This is a genomic window from Sphingomonas sp. LT1P40 (genome assembly GCF_036663835.1).
Lineage (GTDB): Bacteria > Pseudomonadota > Alphaproteobacteria > Sphingomonadales > Sphingomonadaceae > Sphingomonas.
Map to the genome: position 1 here is coordinate 859,055 of NZ_JAXOJT010000002.1, position 23,685 is coordinate 882,739.

Sequence of the window (23,685 nt, forward strand, 5' to 3'; positions counted from 1 at the left end):
GCGAAGTGGAGTAGCGGGGACCGGCGATCAGCAGTCGGTGACCATCGCCACGTTCCCGCCAGAGGCAGGCGCGCGGCTGAAGCCGGGGGCCGGGGTCTGCTGAAGCTTGGCCTCGAACGCCGTGAAGCGCGCGTCGAGCGATGCGACGGCGTCGGCGGCAGGCTTGACCGCGGCGGCGATCTCGCCCGCGATCACGCCGCCGAAATCCTTTGCGAAGGCGTTGACGTCGAAGCCGTTGTCGTTGGCCGGTGTCTTCTGTTCATCTTTCTTCGGCTCTTCGACCTTCGTGGTGAATTTGGAGGCGATCTTGGCAAAACCGGCCTCGATTGCGGCAGCGATACCACCAGCTTCGGCGGGCTTGCCGTCGAACTGCAGCTCGACCGCTTCGGCCCCGGTCGAATAGATGGTGCCGTGCACTGCCGCCGAGCGCGAGAAGGTCAGCTTCTGGGTCGCGATCGAGGCGGGGTTGTCGGTGAAGGCGAGGCCGACCAGGCCGATCTTGCCGGTGCCGGAATAGCTGGGCGTCAGTTCGACGGAGGGAAATGGTTTCTGCCCGCTCTGTGCCAGTCCGACCAGCTGGTCGAGCGCATCGACCTGAGCATAGAGAGCGCGGCGCTTTTCGACCTTGCCGTCGATCGTGACGTCGTCAGTCTGCGCCTTGACCGCGATCACGTCGCCATAGCGGTTGAACGGCGGCTGCGGGCTGAAGCCGGTGAGATGCTCGATGTTGATCCCCGGCGTGTAGGTATCGACATTGAAGGTTTCGACGATCTGGTCGATCATCTCGGGCGTGATCTCCCGCCCGTCGCTGATGGTCTGGCCTGCGACGAATGCGCGGAAGAACTTGCTCTTGGTGCCCATGGCGGTTCGGTCCCTCGGATCGGTTCGATGATGGCGGACAAGGCCGCGCTGACCGGTCGAACAGGGACTGAAGAGGAGCGGATGCTCAAGCTTGGGTGTTTGTAGAAGCGGACTCTACAAGGGCGTTACCATGCTGCGACGCGAAAAACGCCCGCCTCCAGAGAGACGGGCGCAGTCTAAACCGAATGTCACAGCCAGTCGTCAGGCCCCACCGAGCTTCGAAACAAACTCCTCAACCGTCGCGCGTTCTTGGTGAAGCAGCGTGCTGATCTGAACATCGAACTTTGCGTCAGCTTCAGCTTTCTTAACCCTGGCCAAATCGAGCTTGGCACTGAGGTCGGAGATCATCTGCCGACTTTCATCGGAGTCGATGCTGGAAAATTTCGAAATCGAACTCTCCAGCATCGTGATCGCTGGCTCCATGAGCGCCGCTGTTTCGAGGCGCTTATTCTGAAGCGAGGTACGCAAGCAGGAAAAAAGCGCGGTGGCAGCTTGGGCGAAATCAGCCGCCGCAAGAGCAACAGCCTCCGCCTTCACCCCAGCCGTTTCACGTTGCGCGTTTTCGGTGAGTTTTTGAGCCTCGATTTGAATGTTTACGTGCGCTTCGATCAGCTTGAATTGCGGCAAACCCATAATAATCTCTTGACGCGCCATCGTGAACTCAGGGATCCCGAGCGTCATTTCGGTCCGGTCTACGCGAAACTCGGGTACACCCATGACGATCCGCTGCTCCTGCATGAAAAATTCAGGAACCTCGATCAGGATATCTTTCCAAACGACGGTGAAGCCGTGAAATTCCGGATACTGGCCGACCTTTTGCAGCGTCATGCGCACCGATGGCGTGTGGAAAATCATTTCCTGATTGACCATTGTGACCTGCGGCAGGTCGAGAACCCAGTCTTGATCGACAATTTCCACCTCTGGAAGGTCGAATACGATCTTTGTCTCGTCCCAAGTCACCTCGAACTCGAAATACGCTTGGTTCTCTGCCTCGTCCCGCAATCCGATTGCAGCTTCCGAGTACCGATCAGACAGCACCTTCAGCTTCTCGCTAATATCGGTACCTGCCTTCTCTGCCACCAGTTTCAAGTCATTCTGATATGCCAAGCATCCCTGAGTCATCTGCATTCTCCCCTCTATTCGGATCGCCCTTTCGACCCGATGCAAATAGTTTTGCGACGAAGATGTAACACGGGTTGGTCATGAATTGAACGAAAGTGTAACTAACTATGTCGGCGCTGCTTTCTTCGTTCAGAAATGTCACCGTGTAGAGCTGCGCTCTACATGATTGCGGGGATTGTAGGGACGGCAGTTGCTAACCGAATTGATCCAGGTGACGCCGCCCGACAATCCATTGCCCTCGCACGCCATGCCGATTCCGATCGATGCGCGCCGACAGGCGCGCAGCCTGTACTGGCGCGGGTGGGGCATTACCCAGATCGCCGACGAACTGGATCTGAAGCGGTCCACGGTGCAGGCGTGGAAAGACCGGGAGAAGTGGGACGAGGCGCCGTCGCTGTCGAAGATCGAGGACGCGCTCGAGTGCCGACTCAATTCGCTGATCGCCAAGGAAAGCAAGACGGGCGGCGATTTCAAGGAAATCGATTTGCTGATGCGTCAGGTCGTGGCGACCGCGCGCGTGCGACGATACGAGGCACCCGGCGGGCACGCGGGCGATCTCAACGAGAAAGTCGGCAACCGCAACGCGGGCGAGCGCAAGAAAGCCGCGAAGAACCATTTCACCGAAGAACAGGTCGAGCAGCTCGAGGCGATCTTCGAAGCCGAGCTGTTCGGCTATCAGGAGGACTGGTGGGCGGCGAAGGACAATCGCACGCGCATGATCCTGAAGTCGCGCCAGATCGGCGCGACATGGTATTTCGCCCGCGAGGCGTTGATCGATGCCCTGCGCGGGGGTGGCAACCAGATATTTCTGTCGGCGTCGAAGAACCAGGCGCACATTTTCCGGGGCTACATCATCCAGTTCGCGGCGCGGGTCGGCGTCAAGCTGCAGGGTGACCCGATCGTCATCACCGCCGACACGATGCCCGAGGGCGAACCGGCGGCGGAGCTGATCTTCCTCGGCACCAATGCGCGCACCGCGCAGGGCTATCATGGCAATTTCTACTTCGACGAGTTCTTCTGGACCTATGGATTCGAGGAGCTGAACAAGGTCGCCAGCGGCATGGCGATGCACAAGCGCTGGCGCCGCACCTATTTCTCAACCCCGTCCAGTGTCGCGCATCAGGCCCATCCCTATTGGACCGGCGAGCGCCGCAATCGTCGCGTCAAGAAAGAGGACCGCGTCACGATCGACGTCAGCCATGCCCGGCTGCAGGCCGGCGTGCTGTGCGAGGATCAGGTGTGGCGTCAAATCGTGACGATCGAGGACGCTGGCGCGCGCGGGTGCGACCTGTTCGACATCGACGAGCTGCGCGTCGAATATGCCCCCGACGAATTCGCCAACCTGCTGATGTGCCAGTTCGTCGACGACAGCCTGTCGGCGTTCAAGTTCAACGAGCTGCAACGCGCGACGGTCGATGCGATCGTCGATTGGCGCGACGTGGATCTGCTCGCCAACCGGCCCGTCGGCAATCATCCGGTGTGGGCGGGGTACGATCCGCAGGAGAGCGAAGACGGCGACAATGCGGCGCTGGTCATCGCGCTGCCGCCGGAAGGGCCGGGGGGCAAGTTCCGCCTGCTCGAGCGCTGGCCGCTACGTGGCCTCGATTTCGAGGCACAGGCCGAGTTCGTCGTCGCGCGGCTCAAGCGATACAATTGCACCTATCTGGGCGTCGATGCCACCGGCGTCGGGGCGGCCGTCTATCAGCTGTTGCGCGACCGCATGCGCGGCGTGGTCAAGATCGAATATTCGCTCGAGACCAAGGCCGCGATGGTGATGAAGGCGCAGCACAGCTTCGCGCGGGGGCGGATCGAGTTCGACGCCGGGTGGATCGACGTGCAGTCGTCTTTCCTGTCGATCAAAAAGGCGCTCACCGGAAGCGGGCGCGCGATCACGTTCAAGGCGAGCCGCAGCGAAGAGACCGGCCATGCCGATCTGGCGTGGGCCGTCATGCACATCCTTATCAACGAACCCCTGGACGGCAAGGCGCGGCCAAAGACGCGCATGGAGATTATCGATGGCGAAGCGGAAGACCCGGCGGATGTCGCGGGGGGAGACGGTGGCGGCTTCAGCTGGGGCGATCGTAGCGACAAATTCGTCGGCATCGAGCGAGGGGAAATCGGGCGGGATGGCGTTCAGCTTCGGCGATCCGGAGCCGGTGCTCAACCGACGCGAGATCATGGACATGCTGGAGTGCGTCCACAATGGCCGCTGGTACGAGCCTCCCATTCCCGTCGATGGGCTGGCCCGTGCGTTTCGCGTGTCGCCGCACCACAGCTCCGCCATCTTCCTCAAGCGCAATCTGCTGGTCGCCGCGTTCCGGCCATCGCCGCGGTTTAGCCGGGCGGCGTTCGAGGCACTGGTTCAGGACTATCTCGTATTCGGATTCGGCTTCCTGGAGGCGCGGCTGAACGTGCTGGGAGGGGTTATGCGATACGATCATACGCTCGCCAAATATACGCGGCGCGGGTTGCTGCCGGGGCAGTTCTGGTTCGTGCCGGGCTATGGCGCGGAGACCGAATTCCGGCCCGGTAGCGTGCTGATGCTGCGGCAGCCCGACATCAATCAGGAGATTTATGGCGTCCCCGAATATCTGAGCGCGCTGCAGTCGGCGTTGCTCAACGAGGCCGCGACGCTGTTTCGGCGCCGCTATTATCTCAACGGAAGCCATGCCGGCTATATCCTCTATGCCACCGGCGATATCGACGAGAACGACACGGTCGCAATGCGTGACGCGCTGCGCAAATCGAAGGGGCCGGGCAATTTCAAGAACCTGTTCGTCCATGCGCCGAATGGCAAGGAAGGCAGCCTGAAGATCCTGCCGATCGCCGAGGTCGGCGCGAAAGACGAGTTTCTGGGGATCAAGAACGCGACGCGCGACGATGTGCTCGCCGCGCACCGGGTGCCGCCGCAGATGCTGGGCATCGTGCCGGCGCAAGGGTCGGTGCTGGGCAACCCGCTGCAGGCGATGGCGGGGTTCTGGATGCTCGAGATTATGCCGCTGATGGCGCGGTTCCTGCAGCTGAACGACGATGCCGGTGAAGAGCTGGTCGCGTTCGACCAGCTGATCGACCCCGCCGCAGCTGCGGCCTGAGATTGCCCCCGCCGGTCGAGTTGGCCGGGCGGGGGCAAGCCGGGTGGCGGCCCGGCCTACCGACGAGGTTACGCTCGCCATGACAGATCGGCCAGTCGGCCATCCCGCACCCGATGAAATCGGGTCGGATCTCTAAAAAGGCGAGAATTCCAACATGTATAGCGTAAATGTGAAGCCGGTGGCGCCCGCCGCCGGATATATCGGTGGAAAGCGTAATCTGGCGGGGCGAATCGTCCGGATCCTCGATGGAGTCGATCACGAGGCCTATGCCGAGCCGTTCGTCGGGATGGGCGGCATCTTTCTGCGCCGGCGCAAGCGGATGCGGGTCGAGGTCATCAACGATATTTCCGGCGACGTTGCGACTTTCTTTCGCGTGCTCCAGGAGCATTATCCGTACCTGATCGACGTGCTGCGCTGGCGCGTGAGCAGCCGGGCCGAGTTTGAACGATTGATGGCGACGCCGCCGGAGCGGCTGACAGATCTCAATCGGGCGGCGCGGTTCCTCTACCTTCAGCGGCTCGCGTTCGGTGGGCGGGTGAAGGGCCGGACCTTTGGCGTCGATTTCAGCCAGGGCGCGCGGTTCAACGTGTCGAAGCTGGAACCGATGCTGGCGGAGATCCACGAGCGGCTTGCCGGCGTCGTCATCGAGCAGCTGCCCTTTGCCGATTTCATCAAGCGATACGACCGGCCCGGCATGATGTTCTATCTCGATCCCCCCTATTGGGGGTGCGAACGCGATTATGGCGACGGGGTGTTCGATCGGGCCGACTTCGAACGTCTCGCTGTTCAACTGCGCGATGTGCGCGGGCGGTTCGTGCTCTCGATCAACGACACGTCGGGCGTGCGTGACGTCTTCGGAGGCTTCATGCATGCCGAGGTGGAGACCACCTATACCGCCGGGCGGGGGGCGGGGAAGGCAGCCGCCGAGCTGCTAATCAGCAATTTCGATCTCGGGTAACGGGCAGGGCGCTGGCGGGCGCCCGTTCGGCGCACGCTCCGAATTGCACGTCATGGCACCGAAGAGCATGCTGTGCGGGTGGTTCATTCGTGGAGGGTACATTGGCCGGTTCGCAACGGGCGCCGACGCCCAAATTCTTCGTTGGGGATGATCACAAGGAGGCGATGGCAGAGCAGTTCGTCGCGCAGATGATTTTCACGCTCGATCGGCTGACGTCCGAGCCAGGGTCACCGCTCGCCGATGATTTCATCGATATTCTCGCGCGTGCGGCGGCAGTGATGTTGTCGGCCGACACGAACCTCGATACGCCCGCGAGACAGCGGCAAGGCGCGGAAACCGTCGCAGTGCACATATTGCGGCATCTGAAACGGTATCGGGCCGAAGAAGGGGAGACAGGTCGAGGGGCGTTCTACCGCATCCTCGAAGCCAACCCGATTCCCGACGAAATGAAGCGATATTGGAACGACAGCTAGGGTTCGAAAATCGATTTGTATCTTGTCCGAACCCTTTTCAGCGCGTCACGATCCGCACCAGAATGTCTTATGCTGGGTGGAAAGGATGCTCGCGGATTTCGATCCTTCCGTGCGGTCCGTTTCGTCCGCTCCAACGCAATCTCATTGCAGGATCGCGGTGGCACTGACCCAGCCACTGCGATCCAAAAAACGCTTTACCGTAAAATAATTTAACGCCATGAGTTGAGAACTACGGGGGGATCTACATCATGAAAATAATACTCGCTGCAACTGCGGCTGCGCTGGCGTTCGGGACTGGCGGATGCGCCACGGTGCTTAACGGTACCAATGTGGATTATGCTTCGCAGTCAAAGCCCGAGGGCGCGACCGTGAAATTTACCGGCGGCGAAGAGTGCGTGACGCCTTGTATGCTGAAGTTCAAACGTAAGAACGATCAGCGCGCCGATTTTACGATGGCCGGGTATAAGCCGACTTATGTCTTGATACAGTCGAAACTGGGTGGTTCGGCATTCGGCAATATTCTGCTTGGCGGCGGCGTCGGCGCGATCGTCGACGGCAGCAACGGTGCCAGTAACCGGCTGTACCCGCGCCCGTTGATCGTGCGCATGGCTCGCGAAAACACGGACGAAGAGGCTGTTCTGCTCGACAAGAACGGTAAAGTCGTGACCACCGTCAAGGCGCATAATGACAGCGTACGAATCGACGTTGCGAAGACGATCGGACCCAAGCTGGCTGGTCTGGAAGGGGAATAGCGGTTGCCGCTTTGCGGCGACTGATGAACGGACGGAGCAGCGTTGTTGGCGCTGCTCCGTTTTTTTTGTGATCTCGATACTCTGGCGGTGGACTAGCGGTTTCGCATGCGGCGGAGCAGGTGGGTGGTTCGCTGCTGGCAGACACACGTTCATGCCGGCTCGACGATATCGAGGGCGCCTCCGTCGGACAATCGCGGCGTCGTGATCTGGACGTCCATCGGTCCCGCATAGGGGCGCTGCAACTTTTTCGCCTGGCTCGCCGGGGCCTCGAGCCATGTCGACCATTCGTCCGGCGCAATGATCACCGGCATCGCCTTTGGGTGATATTCGCCGACGATCGCGTTCGGAGCGCAGGTCAGGAACGCATAGGCGCGGCCGCGCGGCGTGTCTGTCCATAGCCCTGCGAAAACGCCGACAGGCTGGTCGGGCAGGCAGAACCAAGCCTGTTTCGGGAGATTATCGTCGCCCTTACCGCCCTCAGGATGCGGCTCGGCGAAATGCGTGAAGGGGACAAGGCAGCGATGCGCGGGATCCGCGAAAGTATCCCGCCAAAGTGGGTAGTGTGGGTGGCGCACATTGGTGATGAATCGATCGAGCATGGTCCCTGGTCGCTTGCCGGGCACCTGATGCGGGAAGCCCCATTCCATCAGCTCGGCGACGAGCGGGCGGTTGCCGTCTTGGGCGCGGCGCACGACCAGGCCGTGGCGCGCTGTCTTCTTGCCCGTGGGGAAGATTTGGCCAGGTCGAGGCCGATCCGTCCAGTCGGCGTCGATCGCGACGCCATGGTGATCGAGCCAGAGCTGCACCGCCTTGTCGCTTTGATGCTTGCGATTGCACATGGGCCGGATGTCGCGCCGATCGCGTGGTGGAGTCAACTGAACTGCAGCTTGATCATAAGCTGAGATGGGAAGGGAAGCGCGAGCGCGTCGAGATCGCCGTGCTCGAGCCAGCGTCGTTCGTCTTCGCGGTGGAGAATGAGCGGCATCGCATCACCAAAAGCAGCGAATGCGGGGTTGGGTTCGCTGACATGCATGGCGGCAGCGAGGTGCGGCTCGCCCACCCATAAGCCGGCGATGCCGAACTGCTCGCCGTTGGACATGCCGTACCACTCTGTCGCAGGACCCGTGGAGACGCCGGCGGCGCGGTGGCCGATTTCACGGACCGGGAAGATGCAGCGGACCGCCGGAAGGACGCCCTTCTCGACGCTACCCCTGCGCCAGAATGTGCGCTCCGGATCGCGGATATTGGTGACGTACTCGATCGCGCGACCGCCGCTGTACCCCGCGACCGTTCGCCGGATGCCCCACTTCGCCTGGCGCAGCTGTGGAGAGGCGTTGTCCCACGTTATCACCCAGCAGCCGCTGCCCGGGCGCGCCACTTGGGCCGGGCGCCCGCGATCGGTTTCGTCCACCTTGCGGATGCCAAAGCGCTCGATGAGGGCGACGAGGTCGTGGGACAGGCCGAGCTCAGCGCAGACTGGCACGGCGGGAGGCGGATAGTCTTCCTCTGCGACCTGCCACCCGGCACCTTCGAGCGAGGCTTTGATCGCACCATAGGGTATGTGGCAACCCTCCCAGGCCAAGCGGTTTCCCTTGGTGAATTCAGTCCAAAAGTCAGTAAGCGGGGTGCGTTCTTTGACAAATGGCATCAGCACGCGGAGCGCGAGGCGCACAGGCAACCGGCCCAGCACGCCTCCGCCAGTGGCATAGGTGGCCTCATGCAGAACCTGCAATGCAAGATTGATGATGATCGATTCGTGATGACGGAGCACGAATCGGAACATAAAGCGAACAAGGTGACGAGGTCCAGCGATCCGTGCGTCGCCACCCCTCGCGCGGCGCTCTTCCCCCCGCCTCGCCCGCGGTCTTTTCGCGTCCCGTTCGACGCAATGCGTATCCTCTCGGGTCGTCGGTGGAGACGGGCCGTCGTTCCGTTGATGCAGTTCGATGCACCTAAACCCGATTTTGCGTGCCGCGAGCGTGACGACGCGGATTGGTCCGAACCTTGCCGTGTTCCCCCTTGGGGAGCACCCGGGGCGGCACATGCCGCCCCGTCCCGAACTCACCGCATCGCGGTTCGGTTGTCAGTTGTCCGACGGGTGTGGGTATTGACCAGCTATAATTGCGCCTCGCGAAGCGAGACCTTTCATCCTTAAATTTCTGAGAGGGTATACAGCATCTATTGTGAACTCGCGTTCCCGATAGACGAGCCGAGGTCAGCGAGAAGCTTTGCCAGCGCCGGGTCTTGGGGCGCGCGGATAGCCGGAAAGCCCGAGAGGGTGGGCGGGGGCGCACCTATCTTCGCCGCGCTCTCCCGCCGCCGCCGGCGCCTCTCACGCAGATCGCGAAACCGCTGGAGCACGCCCTTGGGAAGCATCCTCATGTCGAAGAAATAGGCGTTGGTGACCTGCTCGCGCTGCGGGCCGAACTCGCCCGCGCCATCCGTTTTTTGGCTTCGCCGAACCCAGCTCAGGAAGCCGTGCTGCTTCAGCCGTTTGAGCGCGCCGACGATAGCGTTGCGCGAAAGTCCGCTCATCATTCCGATCGCGGCTAGCGCGGGTTCCAGGGTGCCGGTTTTGAAATTGAGGCATTTATAAAGCAAGACCTCGAGGACGCGGATTCCGTTGGCTTGCAACGGTCCGCGCGCACCGGGTTTTTTGTGAACGACGTCGAACTCTTTCGCCAGCTTTAGCAAGTCATCAGCCCAGCCTAAGCCGCCCGCAACTGTGCCGTCAGCGATTCGTGAGAACACCTGAGCGCGGGGATCGTTTATGTCATAGCTGTCGCGGCGAACCTGACGGTCCTGGCCACGAGATTTGCCGCGCATAGCGGCCGAGGTGCCCTTGATGAGTTGACGTGTTTCGCGCGTAGAGACGAATGAATTGTGCGGCATGTTCTGCCTCCGCATGGAGGTTCGCTGGGCGCACGAAACCGCCGCCAGAAGCGCTCGCTTCCGACGCGGGACGTGCATGATGCAGGCGCGAGAGCGCGCTTGGTGGGGGCGGCGCGGTTCCGATGCCGCTCCGGCGTCGCCGTCGATCAGCGACGGATTTCTGCGGGTTTCAACGCCTCGTGAAAATTACGAGAAGGGAGCTAAACGGGAGAAATCCGTGCAGTTCGGTTCGTTGACATCGCAGGGGTCGCAAGTTCAATCCTTGCCACGCCCACCATTAAAAGCCCGCCCGACCCCGTGTCCGGCGGGCTTTTTCGTGCGCTAACGGCTGCTATGGCGCCAGCGCAATGCATTTCACCAGCTATTCCAGGTGTTTCGTGATATTCGCGTCGGCCACGCGCGAACATCGCGCCGGGACGGAAGTATAAGCTAGGCATTTCCGTTGGGATTGCTCCCTGATTGTGGCATCATCCGCCGACATCGCAAGGGGGAGTGGCGGACGGGATGGAACGGTTTGCTTTGCGTGATGGGCATGCGGCCCATCTGAACGAAACCGCTATATTCACCGAAGTGGTAGCTGACGCGCCTGTCAAGCTTCGCATGTTCCTGACGAGCGCCACCAATACCGGCGCGACGGTGGATGAAGGTGGCAGCGTCGCCATCACTGCGTCGATGCTCGACCATGACGACGCCGAACAAACTGACGATGAGATTGTCTACACGATCACCAGCGTCTCCGCGAACGGCACCCTTTACCGCAACGGCGTCGCGCTGGGCATGGGCGACAGCTTCACCCAGGCGGATATCGCCGCCGGGCTGATTTCCTATACGCACGACGGTGGCGAAACCGTGAGTGACGGCTTTGGCTTCGACGTCGCTGACGGGACCGGCAGCACGGTATCGGGCGCAGGCTTCGACTTCACGATCACGCCGGTCAACGATCCGCCCTTCTCGGACTGGGCGACCATATTCATGAACGAGGACGGCGTTGCGACGCTGACGGTAAGCGACTTTACCCAAAGCTATGCCGATCCGGAGAATGATGCTTTTGCCGGGATCTTCGTCACCACGCTTCCGGCCAGTGGCGATCTGCTGTTCGACGCCGACGGTGCCGGCGCGGGCGATCCGGTGGCGGTCACGGTCGGCCAGTTCATCACCGCGTCTGACATCGCCGACGGCAGGCTGACCTATGTGCCGGCAGCCGAGGGCTATCGCGTCGGGGGTTCGTATGACGAGTTCGGGTTCCGCGCGGTCGATGACGGCGGTACCGCCAATGGCGGCGACGACACCCAGGACGACGAAGCGGTCGTGCTCATCAACGTCGCACCGGTCAACGACGCGCCGGTGATCGATCTCGACCCGGTCGAGGCCGGCAGCGACGCCGTGGCCAGTTTCACGGAGGGCGATGGTCCGCTCCTGCTCGCCCCCGCAGCGCTGCTCGACGACGACAATGAGGATTTCGACGGCGCCGTGCTGACGATCGCCTTCACCGCCAATGGCAGTGCCGACGATCAGTTGACGATCAACGACATGGGCGGCGGTCCCGGCGTGCTCGGCATAGCGGGGTCCGACATTACCTATGACGGCAATGTCGTCGGCAGCTTCAGCGGCGGCAGCAACGGCGACCCGCTGGTAATCACGTTCAATTCGGTCGCCTGCGGTTGCGCTGTCCAGCTGGTGATGGGCAACATCGCCTTCTCGAACAGTTCGGACGCGATTGAGGCAAGCCAGCGCACCGTATCGTTCACCCTGGTCGATGGCGGCGGTACCGACGCTGGTGGCGCGGACACCATGACCGCCTTCGTCACCATCGACGTCACGCCGGTCAACGATCCGCCCTTTTCGGACTGGGCGACGATTTTCATGGACGAGGACGGCGTCGCAACGTTGACGCTCGGCGATTTCACCCAAAGCTATGACGATCCGGAAGGCGACGGCTTTGCGGGTATCATCGTTACCTATCTGCCGGCTTTCGGCGAGTTGCTGTTCGATGCCGACGGTGCCGGCGGCGCCGATCCGGTGGCGGTTACGGTCGACCAGTTCATCACCGCGAGCGACATCGTCGATGGCAAGCTGACCTATGCGCCTGAGCCCGATGGCTATTATGTCGGCGGCTCGTTCGACGAATTCGGTTTTCGTGCGGTCGATGACGGCGGCATCGACGACGGTGGCGACGATACCCAGGACGACGAAGCGGTCGTGCTCATCAACGTCGCTCCGGTCGATGATCCGCCTGAACTCGACCTCGACATTGCCGCGCTCAGCGACGATTCGGAAACGACCTTTATCGAGAATAGCGGGCCGATCCCGCTGACCGGGCTGCCCTATTTCGAGGATGACGGCACCGACTTCACCGGCTGGACGCTGACCATCACGCCCGATGCGGGTGCCGATGCCAACGATATGCTGACCATTGCCGACGACGCGTTCCTCGACCTGGAAATCGACGGCAGCGACATCCTGTATGAAGGCGATGTGATCGGCAGCTTTACCGGCGGCAGTGGCGGCACGCCGATGGTCGTGACGTTCAACGCGGTCGCATGCGATTGCGGCATTCAGGCGGTGATCGAATCGCTGCGCTATGAATATGTCGGCGAACTGGCCGCGCCGGACAGCCGCGAATTTACGATCGCGGTGAGCGATGGCGTGACCGAGCTGGATTCGCAAACCGCGACGGTGCTGCTGGAACCGGCCGACGATGCGGTAAGCATCACCGCCCCGCTCGATGCGACGGCGGATGAGGATGTCGCGCTGGCGATCACCGGCATTTCGCTCGACGACCCCGACAGCAGCCCGATGGACATCGTCACGGTCACCTTCACCGTGACCGAGGGAACGCTGACCTTCCGCACTGACGTGCCCGGGGGGATCGACGAGGGCGCGATCAGCGGCGGCGGCAATGGCAGCGACACGATTGAGCTCACCGGGACCCGCGGTGAGATCAACGCGACGCTGGCCGCAGGCGGGCTGAGCTATCTGAGCGATGCCGACTTCAACGGAAGCGATACGCTGACGATCATATTGCCTGACGTGATGATTCCCGCGCAAATCGCGTTCGACGGCGGGGTCGAACCGATCGGTATGGCACCCGGCAGCATTGTGAGCGCGCTTCAATCGGGCGGCGAGGGAGTCTTCCTGTTCGCGGTCGAAAGCGGCGGCAGCTATGGCCTCGGCGTGATCACACCGAGTGGGCCGGCGGCGCTGCCCTGGAGTTCGCTGCCGACCGGATTCGCGCTCGCCGACGTGAACAATGACGGCATGATCGATCTTGTCATTGTGGGAACCGGCGAGCTGGAAAGCGACATCCAGTATCTGGACGCCGCAACCGGCACGCCTGTGCTGGCGACCACGCTTCCCAATCTCGCGGTCGGACTGGCCACCGCAGATTTCAACGGCGACGGCCGGGTCGATTTCATGACGATCGACGGAGCGACCGGCGATATCTGCCTGATCCTTCAGGAAGCCGACGGCAGCGGGTTCCAGGCACCGACGATCGTCGCGCCTGATGCGGTGTCGGGCATCCGCCTGGCGGCTGGCGATTTCGATGGAGACGGCGCGGACGACCTGCTGTTCATCGACGCCGATGCCCGGATCGCCCTGCTGTCCGGCAATGGCGACGGCAGTTTCGATACACCGACAGTGGTCGCCGCAGCGGCTGGCTTTATCCTGTCGATGGTGGTGACCGATCTGAATGACGACGGCATCGCCGATATCGCATTCACCGCGTTCGACGGGGACGGCGCGCTTGGCATCCTGCTGGGTCAGGTGGGCGGTGGTTTCGCGCCACCGGTCTATACCGACCTCGGCCCTGACGGCGCGCCTGCAAGCATCGCGGCGGGCGATATCGACGGCGACGGCAATCTCGATCTGGCGGTGATCCGCTTTGGTTCGTCCGAACCGCTGATGGTCCTGACCGGTATTGGCGACGGCGGTTTCAATGCGCCCGAAACATTCGAGACGATCGAGGGTGACGGCATTGCCGTTGTCGACCTTGACGGGGACGGGTTGGCCGAAATCCTGATCGGCGGTAGCGGCGAGGTTGAGTTTCTCGGCAATATCACCATTGCAGCGGGAGCCGTGACCGCGACGGTGGCGATTACCGTCAACGCCGTCGATGACGCACCCGTTGGCGACCTCGATATCGCTTCGACCGACGAATTGACGCCGATCACCATCGCGGTGCTGACCAATGACGAGGATATCGACGGCCCGGCACCGACCATCGCCACGGTCAATGGCGTCGCGTTGACCAGCGGCCAGTCGACGATGCTCGATTCGGGCGCGATCGTGACGCTGAACGGCGACGGTACGCTGGGCTATGATCCCAATGACGCGTTCGACTATCTGGTCACCGCGCTGACCGCAGCGGCGACGGGGGCGGTCAACGCGTCGGTCGTCGACACTTTCAGCTACACGCTGGCGGGCAGCCCGGACAGTATCGCGGTGGAAGTGACCGTGAACGGGGTGAGCAATGCGGGCGACGAACTGCACGGCGACACCGGTGCCAACAGCCTGAGCGGCACGGCCAGTTCCGATTATTTCGATCTTTCGCAGGGCGGCGCGGACAACGCCAATGGCGGCATGGGTAACGACGCCTTCATGATGGGTGCCGAACTCGATGCGGACGACACCATCGACGGCGCGGGCGGGACCAACGATCAGGTCGGTTTGCGCGGCGATTATACCGGCGGCAACGCGCTCGTGCTGGGCGCGAACACGCTCTCGAACATCGAGACGATCGGTCTGCTAAGCGGTGCGGGCAACAGCTACGACATCACTACGCATGACAACAATGTTGCAGCGGGTCAGGTCCTGACGGTGTTCGGCACGGGGCTGGGCGCGGGCAACAACTTTACCTTTGACGGATCGGCCGAGACCAATGGCAGCTTCCGCATTTACGGCGGGGCAGGGACCGACGATCTGACCGGCGGCGCGCAGAATGACGGATTCTGGTTCGGGCCGGGCCGGTTCGATCCAACGGTCGATCGAGTCAATGGCGGCGGCGGAACGAACGATCAGCTGGCGCTGGACGGCGATTACACGATCACGCTCGATGGCACAGCGATTCAGGGGGTCGAGGCGATCACGCTGCAACGCGGGCCGGTGGGGGACAGCAACAGCTTCAACCTGACGCTCGCCGACAGCCTGGTGGCGGACGCGGGCGGTCTGACGATCTGGGGCTATCCGCTGCTGACCTCGCTCAGGGTCGATGGCTCGGCGGAAGCGGGTGGCGATCTGCGCATCTATGGCGGGGCGGTGGGCGATAACCTGATCGGCGGTGGCGGCGACGACTGGCTGTGGGGCGGTGCCGGTGGCGACCGGCTGACCGGCGGCGCGGGGGCTGACATCTTCGCTTACGACGTGGCGAGCCAATCGACCGGCGTAAACTATGATATTTTGGTCGGGTTCAATGCGGCACAGGACAAGATCGACTTGCCGTTCGCGGTCACCAGCGTCGCGGCCCCGGTCAGCGGCAACCTGTCGCTGGCGACGTTCAATCAGGATCTGGCCGCTGCAATCGGCGCCGCGCAGATGGCATCGGGTCAGGCGGTACTGTTCACCGCCACCGGCGGCGACATGGCCGGCCAGACTTTCCTGATCGTCAACGGGCTGAACTCGGCCGCCGGGTACCAGAATGGCAGCGATTATGTGTTCCATCTGGAAAGCCCGGTCGGCACCATCATCACGCCTGTGCCATTCGTTTGATATCGAGGGTGGCGGGCCGACCCGCCACCCGTCATGCTGCACGGTATGAACCCGATCTATGCCGCGCTGGGCACCACGATTTTTGAGACGATGTCGGCGCGGGCACGCGCGACCGGCGCGATCAATCTGGGGCAGGGCTTTCCTGACGGTGACGGCTGTCCGGCGGTGGTTCGGGCGGCTGCCGATGCGCTGACGATGCGGTCCAACCAATATCCGCCAATGGCCGGGTTGCCCGAATTGCGGACGGCGGTCGCCGGACATTATGCGCGGCACCAGCAACTCGACGTGTCCGCCGACGAGGTGATCGTAACATCGGGCGCGACCGAGGCGATCGCGGCCGCGTTGTTCGCGCTGATATCGCCTGGGGACGAGGTCATTCTGATCCAGCCGCTATACGACGCATATCTTCCGCTGGTGCAACGCGCGGGCGGGGTCGCGCGGCTGGCGAGCCTCGATCCCGATGGCTGGCGGCTGACGCGCACGGCGCTGGAGGCGGTGGCGGGTCCGCGCACCCGGCTGATCGTCGTCAACGATCCAGTCAATCCGGCGGGGTCGATGCTGTCCGATGCCGAGCTGGCCGATCTCGCCGCTTTCTGCGTCGAGCGTGACCTGATCGCGATCTGTGACGAGGTGTGGGAACATGTCGTGTTCGACGGCGCACGCCACCGCCCGCTAATCGGACAGCCCGGGATGCGCGAACGCACGGTGAAGATCGGATCGGCGGGCAAGATTTTCGCCCTCACCGGGTGGAAAGTCGGATGGATGTGCGCGGCCGCGCCGATCGCCGCGCTGCTGGCACGGGCGCATCAATTCCTGACCTTTTCCACCCCGCCCAATCTGCAATGGGCGGTGGCGGAGGGGCTGGCGACGCAGGATGCGTGGATTGCCGGGTCTGTGGCTGGATTTCAGCGGTCGCGCGATCGGCTGGCGGTGGGGCTGAGCGCGGCGGGCTATCGCGTGTTGCCGAGTGCGGCGACCTGGTTCCTGTCGATCGACCTGCCCGCATCGGGTATCGCGCTGGACGATGTGACGTTTTGCGAGCGGCTGGTCGCGGAGGCGGGCGTGGCGGCGATCCCGGTGTCAGCCTTTTATGCCGAAGCGCCCGTAACGCATCTCGTCCGGCTGTGCTTTGCCAAGCAGGACGGAGTGCTGGACGCTGCAATCGAACGCATGGATGCGGCGCGGCGCGATTTCGTGCGTTAGGCGCGCATGGAGCGACTGTGGTTCATTACAAATCCCCATTCGGGGTCGGCGACGCAGGCCAAGTGCGAAGCTTTGGAGGCTGTGTTCGCCGAACGCGGACTGACGCTGGCCGGACGCACGGGCTTTCCGGATGCGGCAATCCCGAAGGACGCCGAACTTTCGGCGGCGCAGGTCGATACCGTGGTGCTGTTCGCAGGTGACGGAACGATCAATGCGGCTCTGTGCGCGCTGGCCGGCTGGGACGGGGCGTTCCTAATTCTGCCCGGGGGCACGATGAACATGCTGGCCAAGTCGCTGCACGGCGATGCCGACCCGGCGGCGATCATCCATGCCGCGCATGAAAGCGGGCGGCGGGTGGCGCTCCCCTATATCGAGGCAGGACCGTATCGCGCGTTCGTCGGCCTGATCCTTGGCCCCGCCGCACATTGGGGCCGCGCGCGGGAAGCGGCGCGCAAGGGGCGCGTGGCGCGAGTGTTCCGCGCAATGCGCAGCGCGTGGCGGCGAACGTTCGGCAAGGGATTGCGGGTTTCGGGCGTGCCGGGGATGCACGAACGCTATCAGGCGATCTTCGTCGCGCCCACGGCGGAGGGGCTGGAGGTCGCAGCGATCGATGCGCGCGACTGGGGTTCGATCGCCCAGCTTGGCTGGAACTGGCTGACCGGAGACTGGATCGCGGCGCGGGCGGTGACCGATCGGCGCGCAGAGCGGCTGCGGCCGGTATCGCGGCGACCGATCCTGGCCTTGTTCGATGGCGAGCCGGTGACGCTCGATCCCGGCGCGGAGATCAGTGGCGGCACGACCGCGCCCGCCTTTATTGCGACGAAGGTGCCCGCATGATCCGGCTGTTCCATGTCAGCGACATCCATTTCGGCGCGGAGGATGCGGCGGCACTCGACTGGTTCGCCGGGCTGGTGCAGGCCGAACAGCCCGACGCCGTCATCATGACCGGCGACCTGACGATGCGCGCGCGGCGACGCGAGTTCGAGGCGGCGGCGGCGTGGCTGGAGGGGCTGGGGCGGCCGGTGACGGTCGAGGTCGGCAATCATGACCTGCCCTATTTCAACCTCTGGGCACGATTGTTCACGCCCTATCGGCGCTATCGCGCGCTGGAGAAGATGATCGAGCGGCCACTGGATTTGCCGGGGGTAACGATCGTGCCGATGAAGACCACGGCGCGGTTCCAGTTCCGGCTTAACTGGTCGAAGGGCTATGTCGGAGGGCGTGCGCTCGCCGAGACGCTGGCGATGATCCGCGACGTGCCGAAGGATCGGCTGGTTTTCGTGGCGTGTCACCATCCGCTGATCGAGGCGGGTACGCGCAGCACCTCCCGCACGCGTGGCGGGCGGGAGGCGCTGGCGGCGCTGACGGCGGCGGGCGTCGACGCGGTGCTGACGGGGCATGTCCACGACCCGTTCGACATCGCGCATGAGTCGGTCCGGCTGATCGGCGCGGGCACCCTGTCCGAACGCACGCGCGACAGTGCGCCGTCGTTCAACGAGATCACGATCGATGGCGTTGCGTTCACGACGGTCGCGCGGATGATGGGGGCGTCGGCTGATCCAACGATCGCGGCGGAGGGGCCGGATACGGAAGTACGGTTGTAGGGAGCGAATGACAGCGATGGGTTGGCTCTTATGCCGGGACGCTAGAACCGCTTACAAGCCATTGCGGACAACGCGATTGAGTTTAGGCTATGCGAATGTGGCACGTCATCGCATTCGCACTCGCCTTAACGTCTTCTCAGGTAGGCCAGCGCTTAACCGTCAGGGGGGCAGAGTTTGGGCCGCAACAACGCCTGACTTGTCAGTGGTTCACTAATTTCGAGAATAGCCGACTTGAACGGTGTCGTGCCACAACGGGTCCGTCGCCCATCTTGGACGATGGCGCATCCATTGAATGCACTGACAAGTCGGTCTGTGCGGAACTGGATGATAGAGCTCGAGACGCAGCCCGCTGGCAAAAGAAGGAGCCGGTATGGGGCGTCTTCGCGGTGGAATTTTATGGCCGGGTCGGCATGACCAAACGCGAGAAACAATATCTCGGCGATGGTACAAGAACCGTGATTATTGAGCGGATCATTAGTGTCCGAAAGCGCGCCGATCCATGATTTTGCAACGGTAGCTTTAACCAATCACGGTCATCGCTTCAGTCTGCCCGACGCCGGAATCGGCAGCTTTGCCATCCCCAAACGAGAAAGGGCGGCCCGTTGCCGGACCGCCCTCCCTTTCCCCGTCGGGAAACCGATTAGCGCTTCGAGAACTGGAAGCTGCGGCGGGCCTTGGCCTTGCCGTACTTCTTGCGCTCGACCGCGCGGCTGTCGCGGGTCAGGAACCCGGCGGCCTTGACCGGCGCGCGCAGCAACGGTTCGAACTTGGTCAGTGCCTGGGCGATGCCGTGCTTGACGGCGCCGGCCTGGCCCGAAAGCCCGCCGCCCTTGACGGTGCAGACCACGTCATACTGACCGTCACGCTCGGCGACGCCGAACGGCTGGTTGATGACGAGACGCAGCGTCGGACGCGCGAAATAGACTTGCTGATCGCGACCGTTGATCGTGATCTTGCCCGAGCCGGGCTTGATCCAGACGCGTGCGACGGCGTCCTTGCGGCGGCCGGTCGCATAGGCGCGGCCATAGGCGTCGAGGATCTGCTCACGCAGCGGCATCGTCGAGACGACAGGTGCTGGCGCACCGGCAATGTAATCCTCGGCACTGGCAGGCGCACCGGCGGTCACAGCCGCAGGCGTTTCACCGGCAGCGATCGCACCGAGATCGGAAAGGGACTGGCGCCCGTCGGAAATATTGGTGTCGGACATCAGTTGCCCACCTTGTTCTTGCGGCTCATGGCCGCGATGTCGAGGACTTCGGGGTTCTGCGCGGCGTGCGGGTGCTCGGCGCCCTTGAAGATGCGCAGGTTGCGCATCTGCTCACGACCCAGCGGGCCGCGCGGAATCATGCGCTCGATCGCCTTCTCCAGAACGCGCTCCGGGAAGCGGCCTTCGAGCAGCTTCTGCGCGGTCACTTCCTTGATGCCGCCGGCATAACCGGTGTGCTTGTAATACACCTTGTCGGCCAGCTTCTTGCCGGTGAACTTCACCTTGTCGGCGTTGATGACGATGACATTGTCACCGCAATCGACATGCGGGGTGAAGCTGGTCTTGTGCTTGCCGCGCAGGACGTTGGCGATCACCACGGCGGCACGGCCGACGACCAGATCCTGGGCATCGACGATATGCCATTTCTTTTCCACGTCGGCCGGACGAACCGACTTCGTGGTCTTCATCAGCGCCTTCATGGGGCCAGACCTCTAAGTTAAAATGCATGACGCCGCCCGGACAGGACGGCGTCGATGGCGGGCATTTGCGTTAGGGGGTGCTGAAAGTCAAGCAAAACAGCGGGTTTCTCGACGGGTATTGGAATACCCGATCATTCCAGCCGGGTTGTCGTCACTCGTTCGGCAGCGACCGATCCGTCGGGGGCAAGGGTACGGACGGTTTCGACACTGTCCGTGACAAGGCCGGTCATCGGATCGACGCGGCGCACGGTTTCCAGCGACATGCTGCCCGACGCGCCGTCCGGGCCGGGGATTGCGACCATGCCATGCGCAGTGACGGCGACTTCCAGTTGGCCGCGCGTCATTTGCACCGCACGGATGCCATCGAGCTGCGCCGTGCCATAAGGCGAGGTGGCGGGCAGGCGGACGGCGCGGGGCGGGCTTTCGCCGGCGGTTGCAATATCTGCGGCAATCAACGGCGCGACCAGTGAGGCAAGCATAAGTTGTTGGCGGTCGGCCGGCATCTGCGCCAGCGCACCCCGAATCGCCCGCACCCGCGCTGCGCGTTTGCGGTCGAGGTCGCTCGTTCCTGCGGGAGCCTGTGCGCCGATGCCATCGAGCACGGCGGTCCACAAGGCCGCCTGTTCGTCGATCGCGGTAACGCGCCCCGCGCGATCGAGATGAATTACCACCGTTCTTCCGGCGATCCGGGCGAAGCCTGCGCGAAACATCGCCGCAGGATCGTCCGCGCTGCCAACCGGTTCGGCTGCCTCGATCACGATTTCGGCGCGATACCCGCTGCCCGCTTGCCGAAACACGATCCGGCGCGCATTCACAAAGCGGCGGGTGACCCCGTTGTCGATCCGCACGGCTTCGCTGACGACACGCATCGGCTTGTCGACCGGCGGCGCGAACCCCGCGACCATGGCTTGCGCCGCGAATGCGCCGAAGATGATTGGGGTCCCGATCAACGGGTGGAATCGTCGACCCACTGCGCCACCGCGTCACCGGCAGCGGCGGGCCAAATCTCGATCGCGGGCAGGTCGTAGCTGTGCAGCGCGGCGATGCGCTCGGCCAGTTCGCGCGCCAGTTCGGGCGTCGTCTTGAACAGCGCGCGATACTCGGTCGCGGTCTCGATCAGTCCGTGCCAGCGATAGATCGACGTGCACGGGCCAAGCAGGTTGACGCACGCGGCGAGATTTTCCCCGACCATCGATCGTCCGATGCGCTCGGCTTCATCGGCATTGGCAAACGTCACATGAAGCAGCGCAATGTCGCTCATCGCCGCCGCCCTATCGAATGCGCGCCCCATGCGCTCGCCGCGACGACCAGCGCGCCGACAAGCTGGTGCAGCACCGCCACGACGATCTCGACCCCGGTCATCACCGTGGCGATGCCGAGCAGGATCTGGATGCCGAACGCACTGTGGATTGCGATCGACGCGCGCCGGTCGCCCGCTGCCTTTGCCCGTCGTGCCAGCACGATCAGCGCGCCGACGGCGACGAATGCCCACCAGCGATGGACCCAGTGAATCAGCGCCGGATCGTTGAACAGCGCGTCGAGGAACGGGCGCACCGCGAGCACCTCGGAAGGGAACAGCTTGCCGTTCATCAGCGGCCATTCATTGGTCACCAGTCCGGCATTCAGCCCCGCAACAAATGCACCGAAGACGAGCTGCACGAACAGGATCAGTCCGGTCCAGCCTGCCACCGCCGTCACCCGCGCGGGCCGCGACCCGGCATCGCGCCCCAGCCTGCGCAGGTCCAGCGCGGTCCAGATCAGCGCCGCCAGAATGAACAGGGCCAGCAGCAAATGCGCGGCGAGCCGAAAATGGCTGACATCGGTACGCTCTGCCAGACCGGACGTGACCATCCACCAACCGATCACGCCCTGGAGCGCGCCCAGCGCCAGCAACGCGACCAGCCGCCAGCCATAGCCCTGTGGAATCGCGCGCCGGAATGCGAACCACGCCAGCGGCAGCGCGAAGGCGACTCCGATCAGCCGCCCGAGCAGACGGTGGAGATACTCCCAGAAATAAATGCCTTTGAACGCCGCCAGCGACATGCCCTGGTTGATTTGGCTGTATTCCGGGATCAGCTTGTATTTGGCGAACTCGGCCTGCCACGCCGCCTCGCTCAGCGGGGGCAAAATGCCCGTCACCAACTTCCATTCGGTGATCGACAGGCCCGATTCGGTCAGGCGGGTGATGCCGCCGACGGCGACCATCAGCACGATCAGCGCGGCGACGAAGAACAGCCAGTTGGCGATCGCGCGGGGGCGGACGGGGTGGGTGAACGCAGACACTGGCATGGTTTATTCGCTGCGCACGGTAATTGCCAGTCGCAGGGTTCGGTTTACCGCGATGTGATGTTGTAACTTCCCGGCCGTCGATCTATATCGCGGGCATGGCATATGCCGTTGCCCCCCGATTCTGGGAACAGGTCGACACGCGCTTCGATCGCTTTGCGATCGGGGTGTCGAGCCTGTGTCTGGCGCATTGCCTGGCCAGCACGGTGCTGCTGGCTTTGGTGTCGGCGGCGGGCGGATTGCTGCATCCTGCGATCCATGAGATCGGGTTGATGCTGGCGATCGTGTTCGGGCTGGTCGCGCTGGGCCGCGGCATCTGGAAGCATGGCTATATGATGCCCTCCGCCGTCGGTGCGTTCGGCCTTGGCATGATGGCCGGCGCGCTGAGCCTGCCGCATGGCGGGCAGGAGATTTTGTGGACGGTGGTTGGTGTTGCCGTTCTCGCACTGGGCCACGATCTCAACCGGCGAGCGACTTACTAGCCGTCGCTTGCTGCCAACCGCTCGCAAGCCTACATACCGTCCATGCACGCGCACAAACATCATGAGCATGAAGGTTCCGACCTGACCGATGCCGCTCAGGCGACGCTGGAGAAGGCGGGCGAGCAGTGGACGACGATGCGTGCGTCGATCTTCGAGGCACTGGCCGGGTTCGACAAGCCGGCGTCGGCCTATGACATTGCCGAGGCGGTGTCGAAGAAAGAGGGGCGGCGCGTGGCTGCCAACAGCGTCTATCGCATCCTCGACCTGTTCGTGAGCGCCAACCTCGCGCGGCGAGTCGAGAGTTCCAACGCTTATGTCGCAAACGCGCATCCGGATTGCCTGCACGACTGCATCTTTCTGGTGTGTGACTCGTGCGGCCAGACGACGCATCTGGATGATGACAGCATCACGCGGAATGTCCGTTCGGCAGCCAAGGATGCGGGTTTTTCCCCCGTGCGCCCCGTCATTGAAGTGCGCGGCAAGTGCGCTGACTGCGACTGAGAGCCTGACCTCTATTTCATCGACTGCTCAGCTTTTGCTCATGACGCGCGGCACACCAGCAGCGTAA

At 63.2% G+C, this 23,685-nt stretch carries 22 protein-coding genes; 12 read left to right on the forward strand and 10 right to left on the reverse strand.

Annotated features, from left to right (window positions below; translation table 11 throughout):
* Positions 1 to 27: 27 nt before the first annotated feature.
* Together U1702_RS15760 and U1702_RS15765 are read right to left on the reverse strand one after the other, a co-directional pair.
* Positions 28 to 861, reverse strand: a complete 834-nt coding sequence (locus U1702_RS15760) for a GPO family capsid scaffolding protein (RefSeq protein ID WP_332726127.1) — start codon at positions 859 to 861, stop codon at positions 28 to 30.
* Between the two features lie 201 nt (positions 862 to 1,062).
* Entirely contained in the window at positions 1,063 to 1,989 is a 927-nt protein-coding gene (locus U1702_RS15765; RefSeq protein WP_332726128.1) for a hypothetical protein, read from the reverse strand.
* 205 nt (positions 1,990 to 2,194) lie between these two features.
* Here U1702_RS15765 and U1702_RS15770 point away from each other — a divergent pair, with 205 nt between their 5' ends.
* The 5 genes from U1702_RS15770 to U1702_RS15790 all read left to right on the forward strand — a co-directional run bounded on the left by U1702_RS15770 (position 2,195) and on the right by U1702_RS15790 (position 7,258).
* Positions 2,195 to 4,321: a terminase large subunit domain-containing protein gene (locus U1702_RS15770; RefSeq protein WP_443026861.1), complete on the forward strand. Its 2,127-nt coding sequence runs from the start codon at positions 2,195 to 2,197 to the stop codon at positions 4,319 to 4,321.
* Positions 4,242 to 5,075, forward strand: a complete 834-nt coding sequence (locus U1702_RS15775) for a phage portal protein (RefSeq protein WP_332726129.1) — start codon at positions 4,242 to 4,244, stop codon at positions 5,073 to 5,075. The genes U1702_RS15770 and U1702_RS15775 overlap by 80 nt, the downstream gene beginning before the upstream one ends.
* Positions 5,076 to 5,229: 154 nt before the next feature.
* Entirely contained in the window at positions 5,230 to 6,033 is an 804-nt protein-coding gene (locus U1702_RS15780; RefSeq protein WP_332726130.1) for a DNA adenine methylase, read from the forward strand.
* Positions 6,034 to 6,134: 101 nt separating this feature from the next.
* Entirely contained in the window at positions 6,135 to 6,506 is a 372-nt protein-coding gene (locus U1702_RS15785) for a hypothetical protein (RefSeq protein WP_332726131.1), read from the forward strand.
* Between the two features lie 248 nt (positions 6,507 to 6,754).
* Positions 6,755 to 7,258 (forward strand): hypothetical protein, encoded by a 504-nt coding sequence (locus U1702_RS15790; protein WP_332726132.1) that lies wholly within the window; start codon positions 6,755 to 6,757, stop codon positions 7,256 to 7,258.
* A gap of 149 nt (positions 7,259 to 7,407) precedes the next feature.
* On the opposite strand, the gene U1702_RS15795 is transcribed toward U1702_RS15790, so the two are convergent.
* The 3 genes from U1702_RS15795 to U1702_RS15805 all read right to left on the reverse strand — a co-directional run bounded on the left by U1702_RS15795 (position 7,408) and on the right by U1702_RS15805 (position 10,150).
* Complete coding sequence (locus U1702_RS15795; RefSeq protein ID WP_332726133.1) at positions 7,408 to 8,097, reverse strand: SOS response-associated peptidase family protein; 690 nt, start codon at positions 8,095 to 8,097, stop codon at positions 7,408 to 7,410.
* A gap of 32 nt (positions 8,098 to 8,129) precedes the next feature.
* Positions 8,130 to 9,041, reverse strand: coding sequence for an SOS response-associated peptidase family protein (locus tag U1702_RS15800; RefSeq protein ID WP_332726134.1), 912 nt, complete (start codon positions 9,039 to 9,041; stop codon positions 8,130 to 8,132).
* Positions 9,042 to 9,436: 395 nt separating this feature from the next.
* Complete coding sequence (locus U1702_RS15805; RefSeq protein ID WP_332726135.1) at positions 9,437 to 10,150, reverse strand: hypothetical protein; 714 nt, start codon at positions 10,148 to 10,150, stop codon at positions 9,437 to 9,439.
* Between the two features lie 600 nt (positions 10,151 to 10,750).
* Between U1702_RS15805 and U1702_RS15810 the strand changes: the two genes are divergently transcribed.
* From U1702_RS15810 to U1702_RS15830, 5 genes are all read left to right on the forward strand, one after another.
* On the forward strand, positions 10,751 to 15,856 hold the full coding sequence (locus tag U1702_RS15810; RefSeq protein WP_332726136.1) for an FG-GAP-like repeat-containing protein: 5,106 nt from the start codon (positions 10,751 to 10,753) through the stop codon (positions 15,854 to 15,856).
* Between the two features lie 45 nt (positions 15,857 to 15,901).
* The gene (locus U1702_RS15815) at positions 15,902 to 17,059 is read left to right on the forward strand and encodes an aminotransferase (RefSeq protein WP_332726407.1); all 1,158 of its coding nucleotides are present in this window, start codon (positions 15,902 to 15,904) and stop codon (positions 17,057 to 17,059) included.
* Positions 17,060 to 17,065: 6 nt separating this feature from the next.
* Positions 17,066 to 17,896, forward strand: coding sequence for a diacylglycerol/lipid kinase family protein (locus U1702_RS15820; RefSeq protein ID WP_332726137.1), 831 nt, complete (start codon positions 17,066 to 17,068; stop codon positions 17,894 to 17,896).
* Entirely contained in the window at positions 17,893 to 18,663 is a 771-nt protein-coding gene (locus tag U1702_RS15825) for a metallophosphoesterase family protein (RefSeq protein WP_332726138.1), read from the forward strand. Before U1702_RS15820 ends, U1702_RS15825 begins: the two co-directional genes overlap by 4 nt.
* 269 nt (positions 18,664 to 18,932) lie before the next feature.
* Entirely contained in the window at positions 18,933 to 19,166 is a 234-nt protein-coding gene (locus tag U1702_RS15830) for a hypothetical protein (protein ID WP_332726139.1), read from the forward strand.
* Between the two features lie 137 nt (positions 19,167 to 19,303).
* Here U1702_RS15830 and rpsI read toward each other — a convergent pair whose 3' ends face one another.
* The 5 genes from rpsI to U1702_RS15855 form a co-directional block, all read right to left on the reverse strand.
* The gene (gene rpsI, locus U1702_RS15835; RefSeq protein WP_332726408.1) at positions 19,304 to 19,855 is read right to left on the reverse strand and encodes a 30S ribosomal protein S9; all 552 of its coding nucleotides are present in this window, start codon (positions 19,853 to 19,855) and stop codon (positions 19,304 to 19,306) included.
* Between the two features lie 14 nt (positions 19,856 to 19,869).
* On the reverse strand, positions 19,870 to 20,349 hold the full coding sequence (gene rplM, locus U1702_RS15840; protein ID WP_332726140.1) for a 50S ribosomal protein L13: 480 nt from the start codon (positions 20,347 to 20,349) through the stop codon (positions 19,870 to 19,872).
* A 131-nt stretch (positions 20,350 to 20,480) separates the two neighbouring features.
* Positions 20,481 to 21,299, reverse strand: a complete 819-nt coding sequence (locus U1702_RS15845; protein ID WP_332726141.1) for a hypothetical protein — start codon at positions 21,297 to 21,299, stop codon at positions 20,481 to 20,483.
* Entirely contained in the window at positions 21,296 to 21,610 is a 315-nt protein-coding gene (gene cutA, locus U1702_RS15850; protein ID WP_332726142.1) for a divalent-cation tolerance protein CutA, read from the reverse strand. The genes U1702_RS15845 and cutA overlap by 4 nt, the downstream gene beginning before the upstream one ends.
* Positions 21,607 to 22,632, reverse strand: coding sequence for a COX15/CtaA family protein (locus U1702_RS15855; RefSeq protein WP_332726143.1), 1,026 nt, complete (start codon positions 22,630 to 22,632; stop codon positions 21,607 to 21,609). The genes cutA and U1702_RS15855 overlap by 4 nt, the downstream gene beginning before the upstream one ends.
* Positions 22,633 to 22,733: 101 nt before the next feature.
* Here U1702_RS15855 and U1702_RS15860 point away from each other — a divergent pair, with 101 nt between their 5' ends.
* Positions 22,734 to 23,117: a MerC domain-containing protein gene (locus U1702_RS15860; protein WP_332726144.1), complete on the forward strand. Its 384-nt coding sequence runs from the start codon at positions 22,734 to 22,736 to the stop codon at positions 23,115 to 23,117.
* 42 nt (positions 23,118 to 23,159) lie between these two features.
* A complete protein-coding gene (locus U1702_RS15865) occupies positions 23,160 to 23,618 on the forward strand; it encodes a Fur family transcriptional regulator (protein WP_332726145.1) in 459 nt (152 codons plus the stop codon).
* Positions 23,619 to 23,685 lie beyond the last annotated feature (67 nt).

What these genes read in the sequence shown, in the direction of transcription:
- U1702_RS15860 (WP_332726144.1), top strand. Translation starts at nt 22,734, where the DNA reads ATGGCATATGCCGTTGCCCCCCGATTCTGGGAACAGGTCGACACGCGC.
- cutA (WP_332726142.1), bottom strand. Translation starts at nt 21,610, where the DNA reads ATGAGCGACATTGCGCTGCTTCATGTGACGTTTGCCAATGCCGATGAA.
- U1702_RS15795 (WP_332726133.1), bottom strand. Translation starts at nt 8,097, where the DNA reads ATGTGCAATCGCAAGCATCAAAGCGACAAGGCGGTGCAGCTCTGGCTC.
- U1702_RS15780 (WP_332726130.1), top strand. Translation starts at nt 5,230, where the DNA reads ATGTATAGCGTAAATGTGAAGCCGGTGGCGCCCGCCGCCGGATATATC.
- U1702_RS15790 (WP_332726132.1), top strand. Translation starts at nt 6,755, where the DNA reads ATGAAAATAATACTCGCTGCAACTGCGGCTGCGCTGGCGTTCGGGACT.
- U1702_RS15800 (WP_332726134.1), bottom strand. Translation starts at nt 9,041, where the DNA reads ATGTTCCGATTCGTGCTCCGTCATCACGAATCGATCATCATCAATCTT.
- U1702_RS15820 (WP_332726137.1), top strand. Translation starts at nt 17,066, where the DNA reads ATGGAGCGACTGTGGTTCATTACAAATCCCCATTCGGGGTCGGCGACG.
- U1702_RS15825 (WP_332726138.1), top strand. Translation starts at nt 17,893, where the DNA reads ATGATCCGGCTGTTCCATGTCAGCGACATCCATTTCGGCGCGGAGGAT.
- U1702_RS15865 (WP_332726145.1), top strand. Translation starts at nt 23,160, where the DNA reads ATGCACGCGCACAAACATCATGAGCATGAAGGTTCCGACCTGACCGAT.
- U1702_RS15810 (WP_332726136.1), top strand. Translation starts at nt 10,751, where the DNA reads ATGTTCCTGACGAGCGCCACCAATACCGGCGCGACGGTGGATGAAGGT.
- U1702_RS15760 (WP_332726127.1), bottom strand. Translation starts at nt 861, where the DNA reads ATGGGCACCAAGAGCAAGTTCTTCCGCGCATTCGTCGCAGGCCAGACC.
- U1702_RS15765 (WP_332726128.1), bottom strand. Translation starts at nt 1,989, where the DNA reads ATGCAGATGACTCAGGGATGCTTGGCATATCAGAATGACTTGAAACTG.
- rplM (WP_332726140.1), bottom strand. Translation starts at nt 20,349, where the DNA reads ATGAAGGCGCTGATGAAGACCACGAAGTCGGTTCGTCCGGCCGACGTG.
- U1702_RS15815 (WP_332726407.1), top strand. Translation starts at nt 15,902, where the DNA reads ATGAACCCGATCTATGCCGCGCTGGGCACCACGATTTTTGAGACGATG.
- U1702_RS15805 (WP_332726135.1), bottom strand. Translation starts at nt 10,150, where the DNA reads ATGCCGCACAATTCATTCGTCTCTACGCGCGAAACACGTCAACTCATC.